Raw genomic sequence first — 18,541 nt, 5'->3', positions numbered from 1 at the left:
CCCATGATCCGCTCGCCCCTCATGACCGTCATGACCGATGCCGTGATGAAGGCCTCGCGCTCCTTGAAGCGCGATTTCGGCGAGGTGGAGAACCTGCAGGTTTCCCGCAAGGGCCCCGGCGACTTCGTGTCCGCTGCCGACCGCAAGGCGGAGAAGATCCTGCGCGAGGCGCTCGAAAAGGCCCGTCCCGGCTACGGCTTCGTCATGGAGGAACAGGGCATCGTGGAGGGCACCGATCCCAGCCACCGCTGGCATATCGACCCGCTCGACGGCACCACGAACTTCCTCCATGGGCTTCCGCAATTCGCGATCTCCGTCGGCCTCGAGCGCGACGGCCAGATCGTCGCGGGCGTGATCTACGATCCCGCCAAGGACGAGCTGTTCATCGCCGAGAAGGGCAAGGGCGCCTATCTCAATAACCGCCGCATCCGCGTGGCGGCCCGCACGGAAGTGCCCGATGCGGTGGTGGCCTGCGGCCTGCCTCACATCGGCAAGGGAGACCACGGTCTCTTCCTGCGCGAATGCGCGTCGGTGATGGCCCATGTGGGCGGCATGCGCCGGTGGGGCGCAGCGGCCCTGGACCTCGCCTATGTCGCCTGCGGCCGTTTCGACGCCTATTGGGAGCGGGGCCTGAATTCGTGGGACATGGCGGCGGGCATCCTCATGGTGCGCGAAGCCGGCGGCTTCATCTCCGATGCGGACGGCACCCCGAACCCCCTGGCCACCGGGTCCATCGCCTGCGGCAACGAACACATGCACCGCGAGCTGCTCGCGCTTTTGAAAAAAGCCAGGGGCTGATCCCGAGCGCCTATATTTTTGCTCGTGTCCCCAGGGGAGGTTGCGCTCGCGCTTGATCCTCGCGTCCGGGACGGTCACATTAGACCGTCCCGAACCACATGAGCACAGGATAATGATGGCGGACCAACCCCTTACCCCACCGCGGATCTATCTCGTCCGCATGGCGGTCTTTCTGGTTCTGGCAGGGTTTATCGCCTTTATCCTGTACCGGCAGATCTGGGCGGCCTTCCAGGCCAATCCGGGCCTCAATGCCTTGATCCTGGGCGTGATGTTCATCGGCATCATTCTGGCGATCCGGCAGGTCTGGCGCCTGTTTCCCGAGGTGCGCTGGGTCAACACCCTGAGGCAGACGGAAGAGGGGCTGGTCGCCCCGAATCCGCCCGTGCTGCTGGCGCCCATGGCCGCCTTCATCACCAACCGCTCAGGCAGCTCTTTGTCCGTCGCGGCCATGCGCTCGCTGCTCGACTCCATCGGCGCGCGCCTCGACGAGGGCCGCGAGATCCTCCGCTACATGGCGGGCCTGCTGGTGTTCCTGGGCCTCCTCGGCACCTTCTGGGGCCTGATCGACACCGTGGGCTCCGTCGGCAACATCATCAAGTCCCTGCGGACGGGGCAGGACACCGCCGCGATCTTCGACGAGCTGAAGAACTCTCTGGCCGGTCCGCTCCAGGGCATGGGCTTGTCCTTTTCGGCGTCGCTCTTCGGTCTGGCGGGCTCGCTCATTCTCGGCTTTCTCGACCTCCAGGCAGGCCAGGCCCAGAGCCGCTTCTACACGGAACTCGAGGATTGGCTCGCCACCACCACCTCCGACGCTCCCATCGACAGCTCCTTGCGCTCCACCACCCCGCACGACCTGACGGTGGCCCTCAACCGCCTCACCGCCGCCGTGAACGACGGCGCGGGGGGCCGCGCAGCGACCCAGGCCATGGCGAACCTCGCGGAGGGCGTCCAGGGCCTCGTTCAGCACATGCGCGCCGAGCAGCAGATGATCCGCGACTGGGTGGAGGCCCAGGCCACCCGCGAAAAGGAGCTGAAGCAGGTGCTCGACCGCATTTCCCGTGAAAGGCTGCCCTGATGCCGACCTCGGGCGCAGGAGGGCGCAGGCGCGGGCGCGTCAGCCAGATCAATTACTGGCCCGGCTTCGTGGACGCCCTGTCCACCCTTTTGCTGTCCATCATCTTCCTGATCTCGGTTTTCACGGTGGGGCAGTTCTTCCTGTCCACCGAGATCTCGGGCCGTGACACGGTGCTGGAACGGCTCAACCGGCAGATCGCGGAACTGACCGATCTTCTCTCCCTCGAGCGCTCCGGCCGCCGCACGGTGGAGGAGAGTCTCACCTCCCTGCAGAGCACCCTCAAGGCCAACGAGGCCGAGCGGGCCCGCCTGCAGGGGCTTCTGGATTCCGGCACCGCGGCGCAAAGCCAGGCGGGCGAGCTGAACACCGCCCTGGAGGCCGAGAAGCAGGCGACGGGGCGCGCCCTGAGCCAGGTGGAAATCCTCAACCAGCAGATCGCGGCCATGCGCCGCCAGCTCGCGGCGCTGGAGGAAGCGCTCGCGGCATCCGAGAACCGGGACAAGGAAAGTCAGGCCCGCATCGCCGATCTCGGCAGCAGGCTCAACGTGGCCCTGGCTCAGCGGGTGCAGGAGCTGGCCCGCTACCGCTCCGACTTCTTCGGCCGCCTGAGGCAGATTCTGGGCAACCGGCCCGACATCCGCATCGTGGGCGACCGCTTCGTCTTCCAGTCGGAAGTGCTGTTCCCCGTCGGTCAGGCCACCCTGCGGCCCGAAGCCTCGGGCGAGATCGACCGCATCGCCAGCGCCCTCATGGAACTGGAGAAGCAGGTTCCGCCGGATATTCCGTGGGTGATCCGCGTCGACGGCCATACGGACGCGCGGCCCATCAACACGGCCCAATTCCCGTCGAACTGGGCGCTCTCCTCCGCTCGCGCCATCGCCGTGGTCCAGGCCCTGATCGCCCGGGGCGTGCAGCCCCAGCACCTTGTGGCCGCAGGCTTCGGCGAGTTCCAGCCCCTCGACAACGGCACGACGGAAGAGGCCTATGCCCGCAACCGGCGCATCGAGCTCAAGCTGACGGAGCGGTGAGCGTCAGGCATTTTTGCCGAGCGCGCGGGCGACATCCTTCACCTGAAGGCCCACGCGCTTGACCGTGTCCACGATCTGCTGGCGCGGAACGCCCCATTTCTCGGACCAGTACCGCATCTCCCAATCCTCATGGAGGTTGATGCGGGCGGAATCCTGCGGATGTCGCCTGAAGGTCGCCGCCATCCCCGATCTCCCCGGATGTCTGAAAGCCGGTCTGCGCCGGCCTTAACCAACCGCGGCGGGACGAATCGGTTCGGTGCGACACGTCTACTCAGCGGCCAAGCCCGCCTCCTGCGCTCCCGTGAACTGGAGCCGGGCGAGGCGCGCATAGAGGCCGCCCTTGCCGAGCAGGGCCTCATGGGTCCCCTCCTCCACGATCTGCCCCATGTCCATGACGAGGATGCGGTCCGCCGAGCGGACGGTCGCGAGACGATGGGCGATGACGAGGGTGGTGCGGCCTTCCATGAGCCGGTCCAGGGCCTCCTGCACCTTGCGCTCGCTTTCCGCGTCCAGGGCCGAGGTGGCTTCGTCGAGAAGCAGGATCGGCGCATCCTTGAGAATGGCGCGGGCGATCGCAAGGCGCTGGCGCTGGCCGCCGGAAAGGGTGACGCCGCGCTCGCCGATGAGGGTCTCGTAGCCCTGCGGCAGGGCCTGGATGAAGCCGTGAGCGGAGGCGAGCTCCGCCGCGCGGCGCACCTCCTCCTCCGAAGCCTCGGGGCGGCCGTAGCGGATATTGTCGAGAACGCTCGCGGCGAAGATCGTGGATTCCTGCGGCACCAGGGCCATGCGGGCCCGGAGGGCGAAGGGATCGGCCTCGGTCACCGGCACCCCGTCGACCCGGATCGTGCCGCTCTGGGGATCGTAGAAGCGCAGCAGCAGCTGAAGAATCGTGCTCTTTCCGGCCCCCGAGGGGCCCACGATGGCCACTCGCTCGCCCGAGGCCACGGCGAAGCTCAGGCCGTGCAGGGCGCGCTGCTCCGCCCGGGTGGGATAAGCGAAATGCACGCCGTCGAAAGACACGGTGCCGGGCGACGGCTCCGGCAGGGGCTTGGGCTCGCGCGGCGCCTCGATGGCAGGCTTGGCCGCGAGGATCTCGCCCAGGCGCTCCGCCGCCCCGGCCGCCTGCGACAGTTCGCCGTACACCTCCGAGAGCTGGCCCAGGGAGCTCGCCGCGAAGACCGCGTAGAGCACGAACTGGGAGAGCCGGCCGGCCGTCATCTCGCCCGCGAGCACGTCCTGAGCGCCGTACCAGAGCACGCCCACCACGCTCGCCGAGACCATGAAGATCCCGGCTCCCGTGAGAAAGGCGCGCATGGTGGTGGACAGGCGCGCGGCGTCGAACGCCTCCTCGGCGGCCAGGGCGAAGCGGGAGGCGGTGAGGCTCTCCATGCCGAAGGCCTGCATGGTCCGAACAGCCCCGATGGCCTCGGCCGCATAGGCCGATGCATCGGCGAGCCGGTCCTGCGCCGCGCGCGAACGCCGCCGCACCGCCCGGCCGGAGAAGACGAGAGGCAGAACGATCACCGGAATGGCGAGCAGCACGAGGGCCGAAAGCTTTGGGCTCGTGAAGATCATGAGCGCCACGGCTCCGAGGAACAGGAAGACGTTGCGCAGCGCGATCGAGATGCTCACCCCGAAAGCGGCCTTCACCTGGGTGGTGTCGGCGGTGAGCCGCGAGACGATCTCGCCGCTCTTTGTCTGGTCGAAGAAGGCCGGATCGAGGGAGGTCAGATGCCGGAACACGGCGGAGCGGAGGTCGGCCACGACCCGCTCGCCCAAGGTGATGACGAGGTAGTAGCGAAAGGCGCTGGAAAGCGCGAGCACCGCCACCACGACGATCAGCAGGGCGAAATAGGCGTTGATGTAGGCGTGCCCCTCCTCGGAGAACCCGAAATCCACCACTCGTCGCACGGCCACCGGCACCACCAGGGTGGCGGCGGAGGCCATGATAAGGGCCGCGAGCGCGCCCGCGATCCGGCCCTTGTAAGCGAGGCCATAGGGGACGAGAGGTTTCAGGGCGCCGAGTGCGGCTTTGGAGCGGTTGTGAGAATTTGGCAGATCGGCCATGGCAGCCTACGGTTCGAGGAATTCGCGACTGGAGCGGTTTAACACCTTTGCCCCCGCTTGTTTCAAGGTTCTAACTGAGGTATAGGCGCGCATTCACCAATTCAGGCTCGATCTTACGCTGCGGGCTGACCAGATGTGGCTGGCCGCAAGAAGGACTATGGAAATGGCGCGCAAAGAAACCGCTCACCCCGACTACCACTTCATCAAAGTGGTCATGACCAACGGCACCGAGTACACCACCCGCTCGACCTACGGCAAAGAGGGCGACACCCTCAACCTCGACATCGACCCGAACACCCATCCGGCCTGGACCGGCGGCACCCAGCAGCTGCTCGACCGTGGCGGCCGCGTCTCGCGCTTCACCTCGAAGTTCGGCAACCTGGGCATCGGCGCCAAGAAGTAATCCGGCTTCCTCCGGATCTTCCACGGAACATGAAAAAGCCCCGCGAAAGCGGGGCTTTTTCATTGTCCTTATTCGGCTGAACCGAAGGCCCGTTCGAGCAGCCCGATCTGAGCGGCGACCGGATTCTGCCCCTGCGCCTGAGGCGGAGCCGCCTCCAATTCCGTGAGCAGGCGCTCCAGGTGGAGAATGCGGGCATGGAGCCGGGTCGCGAGGCCGATCAGCTCGCGCAGGCGCGCGGGCAACGCCTCCCATTCCACGAGGGTCGTTGCGGTCTCGGTGGAGTTCAGACGGACGCGCGCCTTTTCGGCGCGGGCCTGATCCGGCGTGATCTCCCCCTCGGCCACCGCCCGCTGGAGCAGGAGCCAGGAGGCGACCTGCATGAGGCGGGTCGTCAGGCGCATGCTCTCGCTGGCATAGGCCACGCTCGCCTCGCGCTGCAGAAGGCGCGAATCCTCGCGGCCCTGGCCATCCAGATAGGCGGCTGTCTCCTCGACGAGCTCCATGCCTTCCTGGAACAGGGCCGTGAAGGCTTCAGACCCCACGAAGCTCTGCCCGAAGCGGACAGGATCGACGTCAAGTTTGATCACGTCGGGTTCGCTCACCCACCGTCTCCCAAGGGATTTGCCGGCTCGAAGCCGGGAAATGTTCGATATCTGAAGGGAATATAGAACGGCCTCGTTCCGGATGCGCTGGTAACTTCTTCTTAAGGTTAAGCGCAGGACGCCGGTCAAAAATCGAGCCGCGCGAAGCGGCTCGGGAGTCTGACAGGGAAGCGTCACGAGAGTGGGAGGAAGAACCACCCTAAAGGTCCGGCGGGAGAGAGCCGGACACCCTCATGAAGCTCCCGGAATCCTTAAAATCGCGTTAACCTTGTCCGAGCCGGAAGAACGCGCTGGCGGCGGCGCGGGAACTTTCCTTGGCGGCCTTCGCCTCCTTGAGACGGGCGATTTCCTTTTCCAGCAACGCAACACGCTCATCGAGCTCGTCGACGGAGAGCATCGACAGGTCCTGGCCGATTTCATGGGCGCTCAACGTCGTGCGCGGCTCGTCGGCGAAGGGATCGAAGGCCATGGCATTCTCCTCCTCAAGAAGATTCCTCTCGAACGTTAATCCGGCATGCACTCCTTGCCAACTTTGCCCTATATGAGCGGAGCTTGACCAAAGGAGGGAAATTATGGAGCCGATTCCAGGCACGATGCGCGCGGTGATCGCCGAAGGCAGCGGCGGGCCGGAGGTCCTGAAGGTGGTCGAGCGCCCGGTGCCCCAGCCCAAGGAGGGCGAGATCCTGGTGAGGATCCGGGCCGCAGGCGTGAACCGCCCGGACGTGCTCCAGCGCCAGGGCGGCTACCCCCCTCCCCCCGGTGCTCCGGACATCTTCGGCCTCGAGCTTGCGGGCGAAGTGGTGGGCTCGGACCCGAACGCCAATCGCTTTCCGCTCGGCGCCCGGGTCATGGCGCTAGTGGCGGGCGGCGCCTATGCCGATTACGCCGTGGTTCACGAGAGCAACGCCCTGCCTGTTCCCGAGGGCCTCTCCTTCGAGGAAGCCGGGGCGATCCCGGAAACCTATTTCACCGTCTGGACCAACGTGTTCGAGCGCGGCGGCCTGAAGCCCGGCGAGACGCTCCTCGTCCATGGCGGCACCTCGGGGATCGGCACCACGGCCATCCAGCTCGCCAAGGCCTTCGGATCCACGGTGATCGCGACGGCAGGATCTCCTGAGAAATGCGAGGCCTGCCGCCGGCTGGGCGCCGATACGGCGGTCAATTACCGCACCGAGGATTTCGTCGCCGTGGTGAAGGAAGCAACCGGGGGACGCGGCGCGGACGTGATCCTGGACATGGTCGGAGGCGATTATATCCCCCGCAACCACGAGGCCGCCGCCCAGGACGGGCGCATCGTCCAGATCGCCTTTCTCAACGGCAGCAAGGTCGAGCTGGATTTCCGCCGCCTCATGCTCAAGCGCCTCACCCACACGGGCTCGACCCTGCGCTCCCGCTCGGTCGCCGAGAAGGCCACGATCGCCCAAGCCCTTGAAACCCATGTGCTTCCCCTGCTGGAGCAGGGGCGCTGCAAGCCTGTGATGGATTCAACCTTTGCCCTGGAGGACGTCGCCGAGGCTCATGCCCGGATGGACGGCGGCGAGCATATCGGGAAAATCGTTTTGCGCCTTTAAGGATTTGCAACATCGCCCCGCGCTCCCTATAATCATTCCGTTTCCCTCACAACGTGAGACGAGATGCTCCGGTCCGGACCGGTTCGGAGCGCAAGAGAGTTTTGCCGTGCGGCGCCGATGTCCGGTGCCCGGCACCAAGGAGGTTCGCCCCATGTCCCAGGGACCGCTGATGCCAAAGGCGACGGCCGTTTGGCTCGTCGAGAACACATCCCTGTCGTTCGATCAGATCGCCGATTTCTGCAAGCTCCACCCGCTCGAGGTGAAGGGCATCGCGGACGGCGAAGTTGCGGCAGGCATCAAGGGCCTCGACCCGATCACCACGGGCCAGCTGACCCGTGAGGAGATCGAGAAGGCGCAGAACAACCCCAACCACCGTCTGCGTCTCGCCGAGTCGCGCGTGAAGCTGCCCGAGCAGAAGCGCGTGAAGAAGGGGCCCCGCTACACCCCCGTTTCGCGCCGCCACGACCGCCCCAACGCGATTCTCTGGCTCGTGCGCAACCATCCGGAACTCAAGGATGCGCAGATCATGCGCCTGGTGGGCACCACCAAGACCACGATCCAGCAGGTCCGCGACCGCACCCATTGGAATTCGGCGAGCCTCAGCCCCATGGATCCGGTCACGCTGGGCCTCTGCTCGCAGATCGACCTGGATTTCGAGGTGCAGCGCGCCGCCAAGGACCGTCCACAGGTCGAGCCGCAGGAATACGGCGGCACCCTGATGCCGGCCGAGGTCACCACCGCCGAGCCGACCCGCGACGAGCCCTTCGCCGACATGAGCCGCCCGAAGCCGCAGGAAGAGAACATCGACGTCAACTCGGTCTTCGCCAAGCTCAAGCAGCTCAAGCGCTCGGACGACGAGGAATAAGACAATCAAAAGGCCCGGATCGCTCCGGGCCTTTTCGCTTGCGGACATCGCCCGAAATCATCCCGGATCGGTGAAGCGGGCGCTCACACCCTCTGACGTCATCCCCGGACCTGCTCCGGCCATGACGAAGGGACCCGCCCAGCCTCGAGTGACAGGCGCGGCCGTCAGTTCGCCACGCCCCTGCCCTTCAGTGCCTCACCGATCTCGTCCAGGATCATGGGATCGTCGATGGTGGCGGGCATGCTCCAGTGATCGCCGTCTGCGATCTTCTTCATGGTGCCACGCAGGATCTTGCCCGAGCGCGTCTTCGGCAAACGCGGCACGGTGATCGCGAGCTTGAACGCCGCCACGGGACCGATCTTCTCGCGCACCAGGGCGACCAGTTCCGCCTCGATCTCGGTCTGCGGCCGGTTGACGCCGGATTTCAGCACCACGAAGCCACAGGGCACCTCGCCCTTGAGCGAATCCTTGACGCCGATCACGGCGCATTCGGCGACTGCCGGATGGGAGGCGAGAACCTCCTCCATGCCGCCCGTGGAGAGGCGGTGACCCGCGACGTTGATGATGTCGTCCGTTCGGCCCATGACCCAGACATAGCCGTCCTCGTCGATGTAGCCCGCATCCGAGGTATTGTAGTAGCCGGGATAGACCGTGAGATACGCCTCCCTGAATCGATCATCCGCCTGCCAGAGGGTCGGCAGCGCACCGGGAGGCAGAGGCAGCTTGATGACGATGGCTCCCATGGTGCCGGGCGGGACGGATCTGCCGCCTTCATCCAGCACCTCGACCGTATAGCCCGGCAGCGGCACCGTGGGCGAGCCGTGCTTGACGGGAAGCCCCCCGAGGCCCAGCGGGTTGCCGACCACGGGCCAGCCGGTCTCCGTCTGCCACCAATGGTCGATCACCGGCACGTTCAGGATGTCCTCGGCCCATTTGACCGTATCGGGGTCGGCCCGCTCGCCTGCGAGAAACAGGGCCCGGAACGAGGACATGTCGTATTTCTTCAGGAGCTCCGCCTTGGAATCCTCCTTCTTGATCGCCCGGAAGGCCGTGGGGGCGGTGAAGAGCGTGACGACGCCATGGTGCGAGATGACACGCCAGTAAGCGCCCGCATCCGGCGTGCCGACGGGCTTGCCCTCGTAGAGGATGGCCGTGCAGCCATGCAGCAGCGGCGCGTAGACGATATAGGAATGGCCCACCACCCAGCCGACGTCGGATGCGGCCCAGAACACCTCGCCGGGCGCAACGCCGAAGAAGTGGCTCATGCTCCACTTGAGCGCGACCATGTGGCCGCCGTTGTCGCGCACGACGCCCTTGGGCTTGCCGGTGGTGCCCGAGGTGTAGAGCACGTAGAGCGGATCGGTGGCGGCCACCGCCACGCAATCAGCCTTCCGGCCCGCCGCCTTGGCTTTGGCCACTTCCTGCGCCCAGTCGAGATCGCGTCCTTCCACACGGGAACATTCGAGCTGCGGGCGCTGCCAGATCAGGCAGGCCTCGGGCTTGGAGGCGGCGAGCTGGATCGCCTCGTCGAGCAGGGGCTTGTAGGCCACCACCTTCGTGCCCTCGATGCCGCACGATGCGGACAGGATGGCCTTCGGCGTCGCATCGTCGATGCGGGTGGCCAGCTCCTTCGCGGCGAAGCCCCCGAACACCACGGAATGAATCGCGCCGATGCGCGCGCAGGCCAGCATCGCAAAGACGGCCTCGGGGATCATCGGCATGTAGACGATGACCCTGTCGCCTTTCCCGACGCCCATGTCCTGCAGCACGGCGGCGAGGGTCGCCACCTCGTCCTGCAATTCGGCGTAGGAGATGCTGCGCTTCGCATGCGTGACCGGGCTGTCGTAGATGATCGCGGCCTGGTCGCCGCGCTGCGGCACATGCCGGTCGACCGCGTTGTAGCATGTGTTGCATTGCGCCCCGACGAACCATCGTCCATAGGCGCCGGCGTCCCGGTCGAAGATCTTATCGGCGGGCTTGAACCAGTCGATCTCCTCGGCGGCCTCGCGCCAGAAGCCTTCCGGATCAGCTTTCCAGCGCGCATAGACCTCATGATAGCGGCTTTGGGTTGAAGGCATGGCGTTTCCCCGTTGCTGTCACCGCATGAGACTTGTGTTCGTCCTTGTGGTAGCAGGCAGCGCAGCCGTGGTCAGCGGCGACTTTCGGCGAGTTTCTCAAGGCTTCCCATGATCACCGATCCACTCTTCTACGCCGCCGCCATTCCGGCGGTCACGCTCATGGGGCTGGCCAAAGGCGGCCTCTCGGGGCTGGGGCTTCTCTCGCTCCCCCTGATGGCGCTGGTGGTCTCGCCCGTTCAGGCCGCGGCTATCACGCTGCCGATCCTGATCGTGCAGGACGTTGTGTCGGTCTGGGCGTACCGGCATGCCTGGGACAAGCGCAACGTGGTTCTGCTGGCGGCGGGGGCGATCGTCGGCATTATCATGGGCTATCTGCTGGCGGCACAGGTTTCGGACGGAGCGATCAAGCTCGCCGTGGGCGTGATCTCCATCAGCTTCGCCGTCCGCCGGATGATCCTCGAGCGCAGCGCCACTCCGCCCAAGGCCACGAAGGCCGATACGCCGCGCGGTCTCTTCTGGGGCTGGGTGACAGGCTTTACCAGCATGATCGCCCATGCGGGCGGTCCGCCCTTCCAGATCTATGTGATGCCGCAGAAGCTGCCCCGGGACGTGTTCGTGGGCACCGGCGCGATCCTGTTTGCGATCCTCAACTGGATCAAGGTTCCTCCCTACATGGCGCTCGGCCAGGTCACGGCGGAGAATCTGGCCACAGCAGCCGCCCTCTTCCCTATCGCCATCGCCTCCACCTGGGCGGGCGTCCTGCTCGTGCGGCGGGTCTCGGGCGCGAGCTTCTACACGGCCGTCTATGTGCTGCTGGTGCTGGTGGGCGGGAAGCTCGTCTATGACGGCGCGGCCGCGCTTCTCTGACCGCCCTTACGAAAAAGCCGCCGCTCCTGAAAGGAAGCGACGGCTTTCGGTGGGAATGTTAAGGAAGACCTTTAATGCACCGCCGTATCTGAGCTTCTCAGCCGGGTAATCTCATCCTTCAGTTGGAGTTTCTTCCGCTTCAGTTCCGCGAGTCTCATATCGTCCAGGGCCGGTCTGTTGAGAGCATCCTGGATCTCGCGCTCAAGAGCCCGGTGCTTCCGTTCGAGCTCCGTCAGATGATTCTGTAGCGGCATGTCAGTTCCTCCTGTCTGATTACTGACAGGCATATTTTGCCAGACACACTGTGGCGAGTCGAAGGCAAAAATCCCAAAATCGAGAGTAGAAGATGATGCCGTCGGCTTGCCCTTCGGGAGGCTAGAGCGCATAATTCCGCCTAATCGCCCGATCCCGTTGGGGAACGGACATTTGGATCGATTTTCAATGACCGAATTGGCTGAACTGGAAGCGGAATTGGCCCGCCTGAAGCAGGAGCACCGCGATCTCGACATGGCAATCGACGCTCTCGAGAGCATGATTGCCGGCGATCAGCTCCAGGTTCAGCGGCTCAAGAAGCGGAAACTCGCCTTGAAGGATCAGATCATCCAGCTGGAAGACCAGCTCACGCCCGACATCATCGCCTGAAAAAGGCCGCGTTTTCGGCATCATCGCCTTGCCTGCCGACGACGCCTTCGTTATGTCCGGCTGAAATCCCTGGGCCTTCGAAGCCGGAGAACATCATGGCGAGCGTCCCCGTTGCCATCATCATGGGCAGTCAATCGGATTGGGCGACCATGCGCCATGCCGCCGAGACCCTCGACGCGCTCGGCATCGCCTATGACGCCCGCATCGTCTCGGCCCACCGAACCCCGGAGCGACTGGTCGCCTTCGCCAAGGGCGCCAAGGCGGAGGGATTCCAGGTCATCATCGCGGGAGCGGGCGGCGCGGCGCATCTTCCCGGCATGACCGCCGCCATGACCCCCCTCCCCGTCTTCGGCGTTCCGGTGGAATCGAAGGCGCTCTCGGGCCAGGACAGCCTCCTCTCCATCGTGCAGATGCCTGCCGGAATCCCGGTGGGCACCCTCGCCATCGGCAAGGCCGGCGCCGTGAATGCGGCGCTCCTCTCCGCCGCCGTGCTCGCTCTGCACGATCCCTCCCTGGCGGAACGGCTCGACGCCTGGCGCAAGCGCCAGAGCGACAGCGTGGCCGAGCGCCCCTCCGACGAAAGCTAAGATCCATGATCCGTCCCGGCTGCACCATCGGTATCCTCGGAGGCGGGCAGCTCGGCCGCATGATGGCGATCGCCGCGGCGCAGCTCGGCCTGAAGGCCCATATCTACGCCCCGGAAGAAAACAGCCCGGCCTTCGACGTGGCGGCCGAGGTCACCGTCGCGGCGTACGAGGACGAGGCGGCCCTGGTGCGCTTCGCCAAGGCCGTGGACGTGGTCACCTACGAATTCGAGAACGTGCCGAGCGAGACCGCCGCCACGTTGAGCGCCCACACGTTGCTCGCACCCAACGCCCAGGCGCTCGCCGTGTCGCAGGACCGCTTCCTGGAAAAAACCTTCATTGCCGGCCTCGGCATCCCGGTCGCTCCGTTCGCGGCGTTTTCGAACGTGGCGGAATTGACCGAGGCCGTCGACCGGCTCGGCCGCCCCGCCGTGCTCAAGACCCGCCGTTTCGGCTACGACGGCAAGGGCCAGGTGATGATCCGGCCCGAGTCGGATCCGGCCGCCGCCTGGGACGAGCTGGGCCACGCCCCCTCCATCCTCGAGGGCTTCGTGCCCTTCGAGCGGGAAGTGTCCGTGGTCGCCGCCCGCACCGCCGCGGGGGCCTTCGCCGCCTATGACCTCTGCGCCAACGAGCACCGGCACCACATCCTGGACGTCACACGGGTTCCAGCGAATGTCTCGGACGCAACCGAGGCCGAGGCCATGCGGATCGCCAAGACCATCGCCGACGCGCTGGATTACGTGGGCGTGCTCGCGGTGGAGCTGTTCCTGGTCACCGAGAACGGGCAGGAACGCCTGGTGGTGAACGAGATCGCCCCCCGGGTGCACAATTCCGGCCATTGGACCCTGGGCGGAGCCATGACGTCGCAGTTCGAGCAGCATATCCGGGCCGTCTGCGGCTGGCCCTTGGGAGCGGCTTCCCGCCTCGGGCGGGTGGAAATGAAGAATCTCATCGGTCACGACGCCGATGAGTGGGAGAGCCTTCTTGCCGAGCCCGGCGCTCATCTGCACCTCTACGGCAAGGCCGAGGCCCGGCCCGGTCGCAAGATGGGCCATGTGACCCGCGTTTTCCCGGAAAGGGCCTGAAACCTTCCGAAATGCCCGGCGTTATCACCCTGGTTCGGCGCTTTTTGTCGGAAGCAACCCTGGACAGGCAAGGCTTCTTCTGCTATCGACGCCAGCCAATAGAGGTGCGCATAGCGCGCCTCGTTTTCTTTTACACAATCGAAACGGCTCAAAACACGAGGAATTCGCGTGCAGGTTCTTGTCCGGGATAACAACGTCGATCAGGCGCTCCGCGCTCTCAAGAAGAAGATGCAGCGTGAGGGCATCTTCCGCGAGATGAAGCTCCGCGGTCACTACGAGAAGCCGTCTGAGAAGAAGGCCCGCGAAAAGGCGGAGGCTGTCCGCCGCGCCCGCAAGCTCATCCGCAAGCGCATGCAGCGCGAAGGCCTTCTGCCTTCGAAGCCGCGCCCCACTCGCTAAGATCTATACGCCGGCCTTTTGAGGCTAGCCCGTCGATTGTGAATCAGCGCCCTCTGCGTCAGCAGGGGCGCTGTTTGCATATCTGGAACAGTCTCCCTCGCGCATCCGCGAAAAGGTGCGGCCTTTCAAACCTTTACGAAATAGGCCTGTATCCGAATTCAGGTCCGATGTTGCAGGGATCCGGCCTTTCCAGGACCCAGGCTCCGGCCCCGCCTCCGACGCGGATTCCCGTCCGAGTCCCGCCCCTTCAGCGGCATTTTGAACCAAGCCACTGACCGGGATCAGACTTTTTTCCTTGGCCCCGCCTTTCTGTTGCCGTGTTTCACGGCTGTTAAGGTTTATCCGCTAAACCGCCCCTCGACGATGTTGAGAAGTAAGTTGGAGACAAAGGTGATCGCCCCATCGCTTCGCCATTTCGCGCCCGTGAGCCTGGCCCTGACCGCCTTGAGCCTTGCTGCCTGCAGCACGATCGGAGGCGGCGCCCCGACCCAGCGCATCGCCGTGGTGGAAGAGGACACGCAGGGCACGAGCCAAGTGAACATCGCGTCCCTGTCCGATGTCATCCAGCGCAACCCGAACGATCCCAGCGCCTATAACACCCGCGGGGCGGCCTATGCCCGCGTCGGCCGCTACAGCGATGCCATGGCCGACTTCTCGAAGGCGATCCAGATCGATCCCAACTACGCCCCGGCCTACACGAACCGCGCCCTGGCCCTGCGCCAGACGAACCGGAACGATCAGGCTCTCTCGGATTTCAGCCGCTCGATCCAGGCCGACCCGAATTACGGCCCGGCCTATATCGGCCGCGCCAACCTGCTGCGCGTCCAGGGCCATTACCAGGAGGCCCTGAACGACCTCAACATGGCCACCCGCCTGCTGCCCGAATCGGCGGAGGCGCTCCATTCGCGCGGTCTGCTCTATCAGCGCCAGGGCATGCACCCGCAGGCGATCCTGGACTTCGACGCCACCATCGACCGCAATCCCTTCGTCGCGGCACCCTATGCGGCCCGCGGCCAGAGCTATGTGGCGACGAACCAGTTCGACAAGGCCATCGAGGATTTCAACGCGGCACTCAACGTCAACCCCAAGGACGCCGATTCCTGGGCCTGGCGCGGCGTGGCGCTCGAGCGCAAGGGCGACCGCCAGCAGGCGATCGAGAGCTATCAGCGCGCGCTCGGCATCGACAGCTCCAACGCGACCGCCCGCCAGGGCAGCTCGCGCCTCCAGGGCGGCGTGGCGGGCCTGTTCCGCGGCTGATCAGGCACGAAGGGCGCGGGGCCATGACACCCGCCCCCTCCTTGCGAAGCATCGCCGACATCGAGGAATTTCTGGAAGCGCATGTGGACCTGCATGCGCTTCTTCTGCATGTAGAGGTCCCCTCTCGGCTGTCCGGCAGACCGGGCCGGCTCCCTTTATTGGAGAACTTGAAGCCCGAGATGTTCCGTCAGAAATTCCCGGATCTCCGGGGTGCAAGCGCCCGTCGGCAGCGCCTTCAGGACAGTCCCTTGTTGGACTCCGTGCAGGATGCCCACGAACTTCATGTACTGCTCATTCCATTTTCGCCCGTGGCGATAACGGGCCATCATCGGCAGAAAGATCTGCTCCTCCCAAGGAAGCCCGCAGCTTTGCGCCATGGCCGAGAAGGTGCCGACGGTCACGATCTCACGCGCATCGAGCATCGATAGGGGCGACTTCTCGGGACGCACGAGATGCTGGAAGGCCTCATGCACCTCCTTGATCCGCTTCTCCGTGATGTAGCGCCCCGGATCGTAGATGCTTTGCTTGGCAGCCATGCCCGGCTGGGCAGAGGCGCCTCCCGAGAGCAGAATCGCGATCACGGGTACGAAGGGAGAGAACAGACGAAGGGAGAGTTTCACGGAAGCTCCTCGGTCAAAGTCAATTGCTACATAATAACATCTAACTTTGGAAGCAACCTCGCTCCTCAGAGTTCCTTCTTCAGGAACGCCACATAAGGCTCGAAGCCGAACCGGCTGTAGGTGCGAACCGCGCGTTCGTTGGCGACAAGCGCGCCGATCATGAGGCGTTTCAGGCCCGCCTCCCGGGTGAGGCGCTCCGCCTCGTTCAGGAGCATCTGCCCGATCCCCTTCCCGCGCCATTCCACATGGACGATGAGGTCCGTCACCGTGCCGTGGTTGCGGACCTCGCCCGCCACATAGGCGGCGTCCTGATCGAGGGAAAAGCCCATGGCGCCCACGACGAAACCGCCCTCTTCGGCCAGGATGATCCGGCCGTTGCGGCGCGAGAGCCGCATCATGAGCTCGTCGTAATAGGCACTGGCTCCATCATAGTCCCGTCGCCGGTCGCCCACGAGATCGGCTTCGAACACGTTGAGCTGGTGGATCAGCTCGACGACCGTGTCGCGATCATGGGGTAAGGCGGTGCGGAGGTGGACGGAGGACATCGATGGAATCCGAAATTGAACAAACAGATCGTGATGCGGGTTATGCCCTTTGAGACTTGAAATGTCAGTCTCGGAAGCCCATAGGAAGTCTGCAGGCCGAATGAGGCCTGTGCATCAATGGAAGCATACCCCCATGTCCAGCGACAGTCGAAAGACCATGCCGTCGAGGGCGCGCACAGTAGGCTGATCGCTTGAGCCTCCTGTGACCGGGCCTTTGGCGGCTGGTCGCAAGGAGAGCATCATGAAAAAATTCATCACGAACCGTTTCGAGCTCCTCGCCGAGTGGATCTCCGACAATCTCGGCCATCCCTATGCCTTTATGACCGCCTGCCTGTTCGTATTCGTATGGGCCGTCACCGGTCCCGTTTTCCAGTTCTCGGATACGTGGCAACTGGTGATCAACACGGGCACCACGATCTGCACCTTCCTCATGGTGTTCCTGCTCCAGAACACGGGCAACCGCACCATCGACGAGATGGAGGAGCGCCTGCGTGAAATGGAACATACGAACCGTGAGCTGCTGCACGAGATCCGCAGCCTGCGGCAGGAGCAGGTCGGCTTCAAGGAGGCGGCGTAGGAAACCCTGATCATCCGAAAATGAAAATGCCCGGCTTCGGACCGGGCATTTTCTTTGGAGCTTATGGAAAAAATCAGAGGCTTTTCAGGATCTCGTCGACGACCTTCTTGGCGTCGCCGAAGAGCATCATGGTGTTGTCGCGGAAGAACAGCTCGTTCTCCACGCCCGCATACCCTGAGCCCATGCCGCGCTTGATGAACAGCACCGTCTTGGCCTTTTCCACGTCGAGGATCGGCATGCCGAAGATCGGCGAGGCCGGATCGGTCTTGGCCGCCGGGTTCGTCACGTCGTTCGCACCGATCACGAAGGCCACATCGGCCTGCGCGAATTCGCCGTTGATGTCCTCAAGCTCGAAGACCTCGTCGTAGGGCACGTTGGCTTCCGCCAGGAGCACATTCATATGGCCCGGCATGCGGCCCGCCACGGGGTGAATGGCGTATTTCACCTCGACGCCCTCGGCCTTCAGCTCGTCCGCCATCTCGCGCAGCGCATGCTGCGCCTGCGCCACCGCCATGCCGTAGCCCGGCACGATGATGACCTTCGACGCGTTCTTCATGATGAAGGCCGCATCGTCCGCCGAGCCCTGCTTCACGGGCCGCGTCTCGACTGCGCCACCGGCGGCGGCGGATGTCTCGCCGCCGAAGCCGCCGAGGATGACGGAGATGAAGGAGCGGTTCATGCCCTTGCACATGATGTAGGACAGGATCGCGCCCGACGAGCCCACCAGCGCACCCGTGATGATGAGCGCGAGGTTGCCGAGGGTGAAGCCGATGCCGGCCGCCGCCCAGCCGGAATAGGAGTTGAGCATCGACACCACGACGGGCATGTCCGCGCCCCCGATCGGGATGATCAGCGTCACGCCCAGTACGAAGGACACCAGCACGATGAGCCAGAACAGCGTGTGGCTCTCGGTGCGGATGAAGAGCACGAGCAGCGTCAGCAGCAGACCGCCGAGCACGATGTTGATGAGGTGGCGGCTCGGCAGCAGGATCGGCTTGCCGGACATGCGTCCGTCGAGCTTCAGGAACGCGATCACCGATCCCGTGAAGGTGATCGCGCCGATCGCGACGCCAAGGCCCATCTCGAAGAGCGAGCCCCCATGGATCGTACCGGGCGTGCCGATGCCGAAAGCCTGCGGCGCATAGAGCGCGCCCGCCGCCACCAGCACGGCGGCGAGGCCGACGAGCGAGTGGAAGGCGGCGACGAGCTGCGGCATCGCCGTCATGGGCACGCGCCGCGCCACGACGGCGCCGATGGCGCCGCCGATCACGAGGCCCCAGAAGGCCAGGAACCAGCCGCCGAAGCCGGTCGGCGGGGACACCATCAGCGTGGTGAGGATGGCAATGCCCATGCCCACCATGCCGAAGAGGTTGCCCTGGCGGGAGGTGGTGGGATGGGACAGGCCGCGCAGCGCCAGAATGAACAGGACGCCGGAGACGAGATAGAGGAGCGAGGCAAGGTTCGCCGACATGGCC

22 protein-coding genes are annotated in these 18,541 nt (G+C 65.0%); 13 read left to right on the top strand and 9 right to left on the bottom strand.

The annotated features are described in order from the left end of the window. Positions 1–3 precede the first annotated feature (3 nt). From ACS5Q0_RS16755 to ACS5Q0_RS16745, 3 genes are all read left to right on the top strand, one after another. Positions 4–798 carry an inositol monophosphatase family protein gene (locus ACS5Q0_RS16755; RefSeq protein ID WP_473127787.1) on the top strand — a complete coding sequence of 265 codons (795 nt, stop codon included), beginning with the start codon at positions 4–6 and terminating at the stop codon, positions 796–798. Positions 799–913: 115 nt separating this feature from the next. Continuing rightward, positions 914–1,873: a MotA/TolQ/ExbB proton channel family protein gene (locus ACS5Q0_RS16750; RefSeq protein ID WP_473127816.1), complete on the top strand. Its 960-nt coding sequence runs from the start codon at positions 914–916 to the stop codon at positions 1,871–1,873. Next, positions 1,873–2,901 (top strand): peptidoglycan -binding protein, encoded by a 1,029-nt coding sequence (locus tag ACS5Q0_RS16745; RefSeq protein ID WP_473127786.1) that lies wholly within the window; start codon positions 1,873–1,875, stop codon positions 2,899–2,901. Before ACS5Q0_RS16750 ends, ACS5Q0_RS16745 begins: the two co-directional genes overlap by 1 nt. A 3-nt stretch (positions 2,902–2,904) precedes the next feature. Here the strand turns inward: ACS5Q0_RS16745 and ACS5Q0_RS16740 are convergent, their stop codons facing one another. Both ACS5Q0_RS16740 and ACS5Q0_RS16735 read right to left on the bottom strand, forming a co-directional pair. Continuing rightward, positions 2,905–3,084 (bottom strand): DUF3606 domain-containing protein, encoded by a 180-nt coding sequence (locus tag ACS5Q0_RS16740; RefSeq protein ID WP_473127785.1) that lies wholly within the window; start codon positions 3,082–3,084, stop codon positions 2,905–2,907. An 84-nt stretch (positions 3,085–3,168) separates the two neighbouring features. Beyond that, positions 3,169–4,968, bottom strand: a complete 1,800-nt coding sequence (locus ACS5Q0_RS16735) for an ABC transporter transmembrane domain-containing protein (protein WP_473127784.1) — start codon at positions 4,966–4,968, stop codon at positions 3,169–3,171. A 163-nt stretch (positions 4,969–5,131) separates the two neighbouring features. Between ACS5Q0_RS16735 and rpmE the strand changes: the two genes are divergently transcribed. Continuing rightward, positions 5,132–5,371, top strand: a complete 240-nt coding sequence (rpmE, locus tag ACS5Q0_RS16730; RefSeq protein WP_473127783.1) for a 50S ribosomal protein L31 — start codon at positions 5,132–5,134, stop codon at positions 5,369–5,371. A gap of 68 nt (positions 5,372–5,439) precedes the next feature. Here rpmE and rcdA read toward each other — a convergent pair whose 3' ends face one another. After that, a complete protein-coding gene (rcdA, locus tag ACS5Q0_RS16725) occupies positions 5,440–5,973 on the bottom strand; it encodes a protease adaptor protein RcdA (protein ID WP_473127782.1) in 534 nt (177 codons plus the stop codon). A 262-nt stretch (positions 5,974–6,235) separates the two neighbouring features. After that, positions 6,236–6,442: a DUF1192 domain-containing protein gene (locus ACS5Q0_RS16720; RefSeq protein WP_473127781.1), complete on the bottom strand. Its 207-nt coding sequence runs from the start codon at positions 6,440–6,442 to the stop codon at positions 6,236–6,238. Between the two features lie 100 nt (positions 6,443–6,542). On the opposite strand from ACS5Q0_RS16720, the gene ACS5Q0_RS16715 reads away from it, so the two are divergent. Then, the gene (locus ACS5Q0_RS16715) at positions 6,543–7,544 is read left to right on the top strand and encodes an NAD(P)H-quinone oxidoreductase (protein WP_473127815.1); all 1,002 of its coding nucleotides are present in this window, start codon (positions 6,543–6,545) and stop codon (positions 7,542–7,544) included. Between the two features lie 151 nt (positions 7,545–7,695). Then, complete coding sequence (locus ACS5Q0_RS16710) at positions 7,696–8,409, top strand: DUF1013 domain-containing protein (RefSeq protein WP_473127780.1); 714 nt, start codon at positions 7,696–7,698, stop codon at positions 8,407–8,409. A 164-nt stretch (positions 8,410–8,573) separates the two neighbouring features. On the opposite strand, the gene ACS5Q0_RS16705 is transcribed toward ACS5Q0_RS16710, so the two are convergent. Beyond that, entirely contained in the window at positions 8,574–10,487 is a 1,914-nt protein-coding gene (locus ACS5Q0_RS16705; protein WP_473127779.1) for a propionyl-CoA synthetase, read from the bottom strand. Between the two features lie 108 nt (positions 10,488–10,595). On the opposite strand from ACS5Q0_RS16705, the gene ACS5Q0_RS16700 reads away from it, so the two are divergent. After that, complete coding sequence (locus ACS5Q0_RS16700) at positions 10,596–11,354, top strand: sulfite exporter TauE/SafE family protein (RefSeq protein WP_473127778.1); 759 nt, start codon at positions 10,596–10,598, stop codon at positions 11,352–11,354. 71 nt (positions 11,355–11,425) lie between these two features. Here ACS5Q0_RS16700 and ACS5Q0_RS16695 read toward each other — a convergent pair whose 3' ends face one another. Then, positions 11,426–11,608, bottom strand: coding sequence for a YdcH family protein (locus ACS5Q0_RS16695; protein WP_370439377.1), 183 nt, complete (start codon positions 11,606–11,608; stop codon positions 11,426–11,428). A 187-nt stretch (positions 11,609–11,795) separates the two neighbouring features. Between ACS5Q0_RS16695 and ACS5Q0_RS16690 the strand changes: the two genes are divergently transcribed. The 5 genes from ACS5Q0_RS16690 to ACS5Q0_RS16670 all read left to right on the top strand — a co-directional run bounded on the left by ACS5Q0_RS16690 (position 11,796) and on the right by ACS5Q0_RS16670 (position 15,324). Continuing rightward, positions 11,796–11,996, top strand: coding sequence for a YdcH family protein (locus ACS5Q0_RS16690; RefSeq protein ID WP_370438669.1), 201 nt, complete (start codon positions 11,796–11,798; stop codon positions 11,994–11,996). 95 nt (positions 11,997–12,091) lie between these two features. Continuing rightward, positions 12,092–12,583 carry a 5-(carboxyamino)imidazole ribonucleotide mutase gene (gene purE, locus ACS5Q0_RS16685; protein ID WP_473127777.1) on the top strand — a complete coding sequence of 164 codons (492 nt, stop codon included), beginning with the start codon at positions 12,092–12,094 and terminating at the stop codon, positions 12,581–12,583. Positions 12,584–12,588: 5 nt separating this feature from the next. Further along, complete coding sequence (locus ACS5Q0_RS16680; protein WP_473127776.1) at positions 12,589–13,668, top strand: 5-(carboxyamino)imidazole ribonucleotide synthase; 1,080 nt, start codon at positions 12,589–12,591, stop codon at positions 13,666–13,668. 168 nt (positions 13,669–13,836) lie between these two features. Beyond that, positions 13,837–14,067, top strand: a complete 231-nt coding sequence (gene rpsU, locus ACS5Q0_RS16675; protein WP_009763401.1) for a 30S ribosomal protein S21 — start codon at positions 13,837–13,839, stop codon at positions 14,065–14,067. Between the two features lie 390 nt (positions 14,068–14,457). Continuing rightward, positions 14,458–15,324: a tetratricopeptide repeat protein gene (locus ACS5Q0_RS16670; protein ID WP_473127775.1), complete on the top strand. Its 867-nt coding sequence runs from the start codon at positions 14,458–14,460 to the stop codon at positions 15,322–15,324. Between the two features lie 155 nt (positions 15,325–15,479). Here ACS5Q0_RS16670 and ACS5Q0_RS16665 read toward each other — a convergent pair whose 3' ends face one another. Together ACS5Q0_RS16665 and ACS5Q0_RS16660 are read right to left on the bottom strand one after the other, a co-directional pair. Then, positions 15,480–15,944, bottom strand: a complete 465-nt coding sequence (locus tag ACS5Q0_RS16665; RefSeq protein ID WP_473127774.1) for a hypothetical protein — start codon at positions 15,942–15,944, stop codon at positions 15,480–15,482. A 65-nt stretch (positions 15,945–16,009) separates the two neighbouring features. Next, positions 16,010–16,489: a GNAT family N-acetyltransferase gene (locus ACS5Q0_RS16660; RefSeq protein WP_473127773.1), complete on the bottom strand. Its 480-nt coding sequence runs from the start codon at positions 16,487–16,489 to the stop codon at positions 16,010–16,012. Between the two features lie 241 nt (positions 16,490–16,730). Here ACS5Q0_RS16660 and ACS5Q0_RS16655 point away from each other — a divergent pair, with 241 nt between their 5' ends. Continuing rightward, complete coding sequence (locus tag ACS5Q0_RS16655) at positions 16,731–17,066, top strand: low affinity iron permease family protein (RefSeq protein ID WP_473127772.1); 336 nt, start codon at positions 16,731–16,733, stop codon at positions 17,064–17,066. A 73-nt stretch (positions 17,067–17,139) separates the two neighbouring features. Here the strand turns inward: ACS5Q0_RS16655 and ACS5Q0_RS16650 are convergent, their stop codons facing one another. Then, positions 17,140–18,537 carry an NAD(P)(+) transhydrogenase (Re/Si-specific) subunit beta gene (locus tag ACS5Q0_RS16650; RefSeq protein WP_473127771.1) on the bottom strand — a complete coding sequence of 466 codons (1,398 nt, stop codon included), beginning with the start codon at positions 18,535–18,537 and terminating at the stop codon, positions 17,140–17,142. Positions 18,538–18,541: the final 4 nt, after the last annotated feature.

The organism is Microvirga sp. HS2 (assembly GCF_055792805.1).
This window is presented reverse-complemented; position numbering and strand designations above follow the sequence as displayed.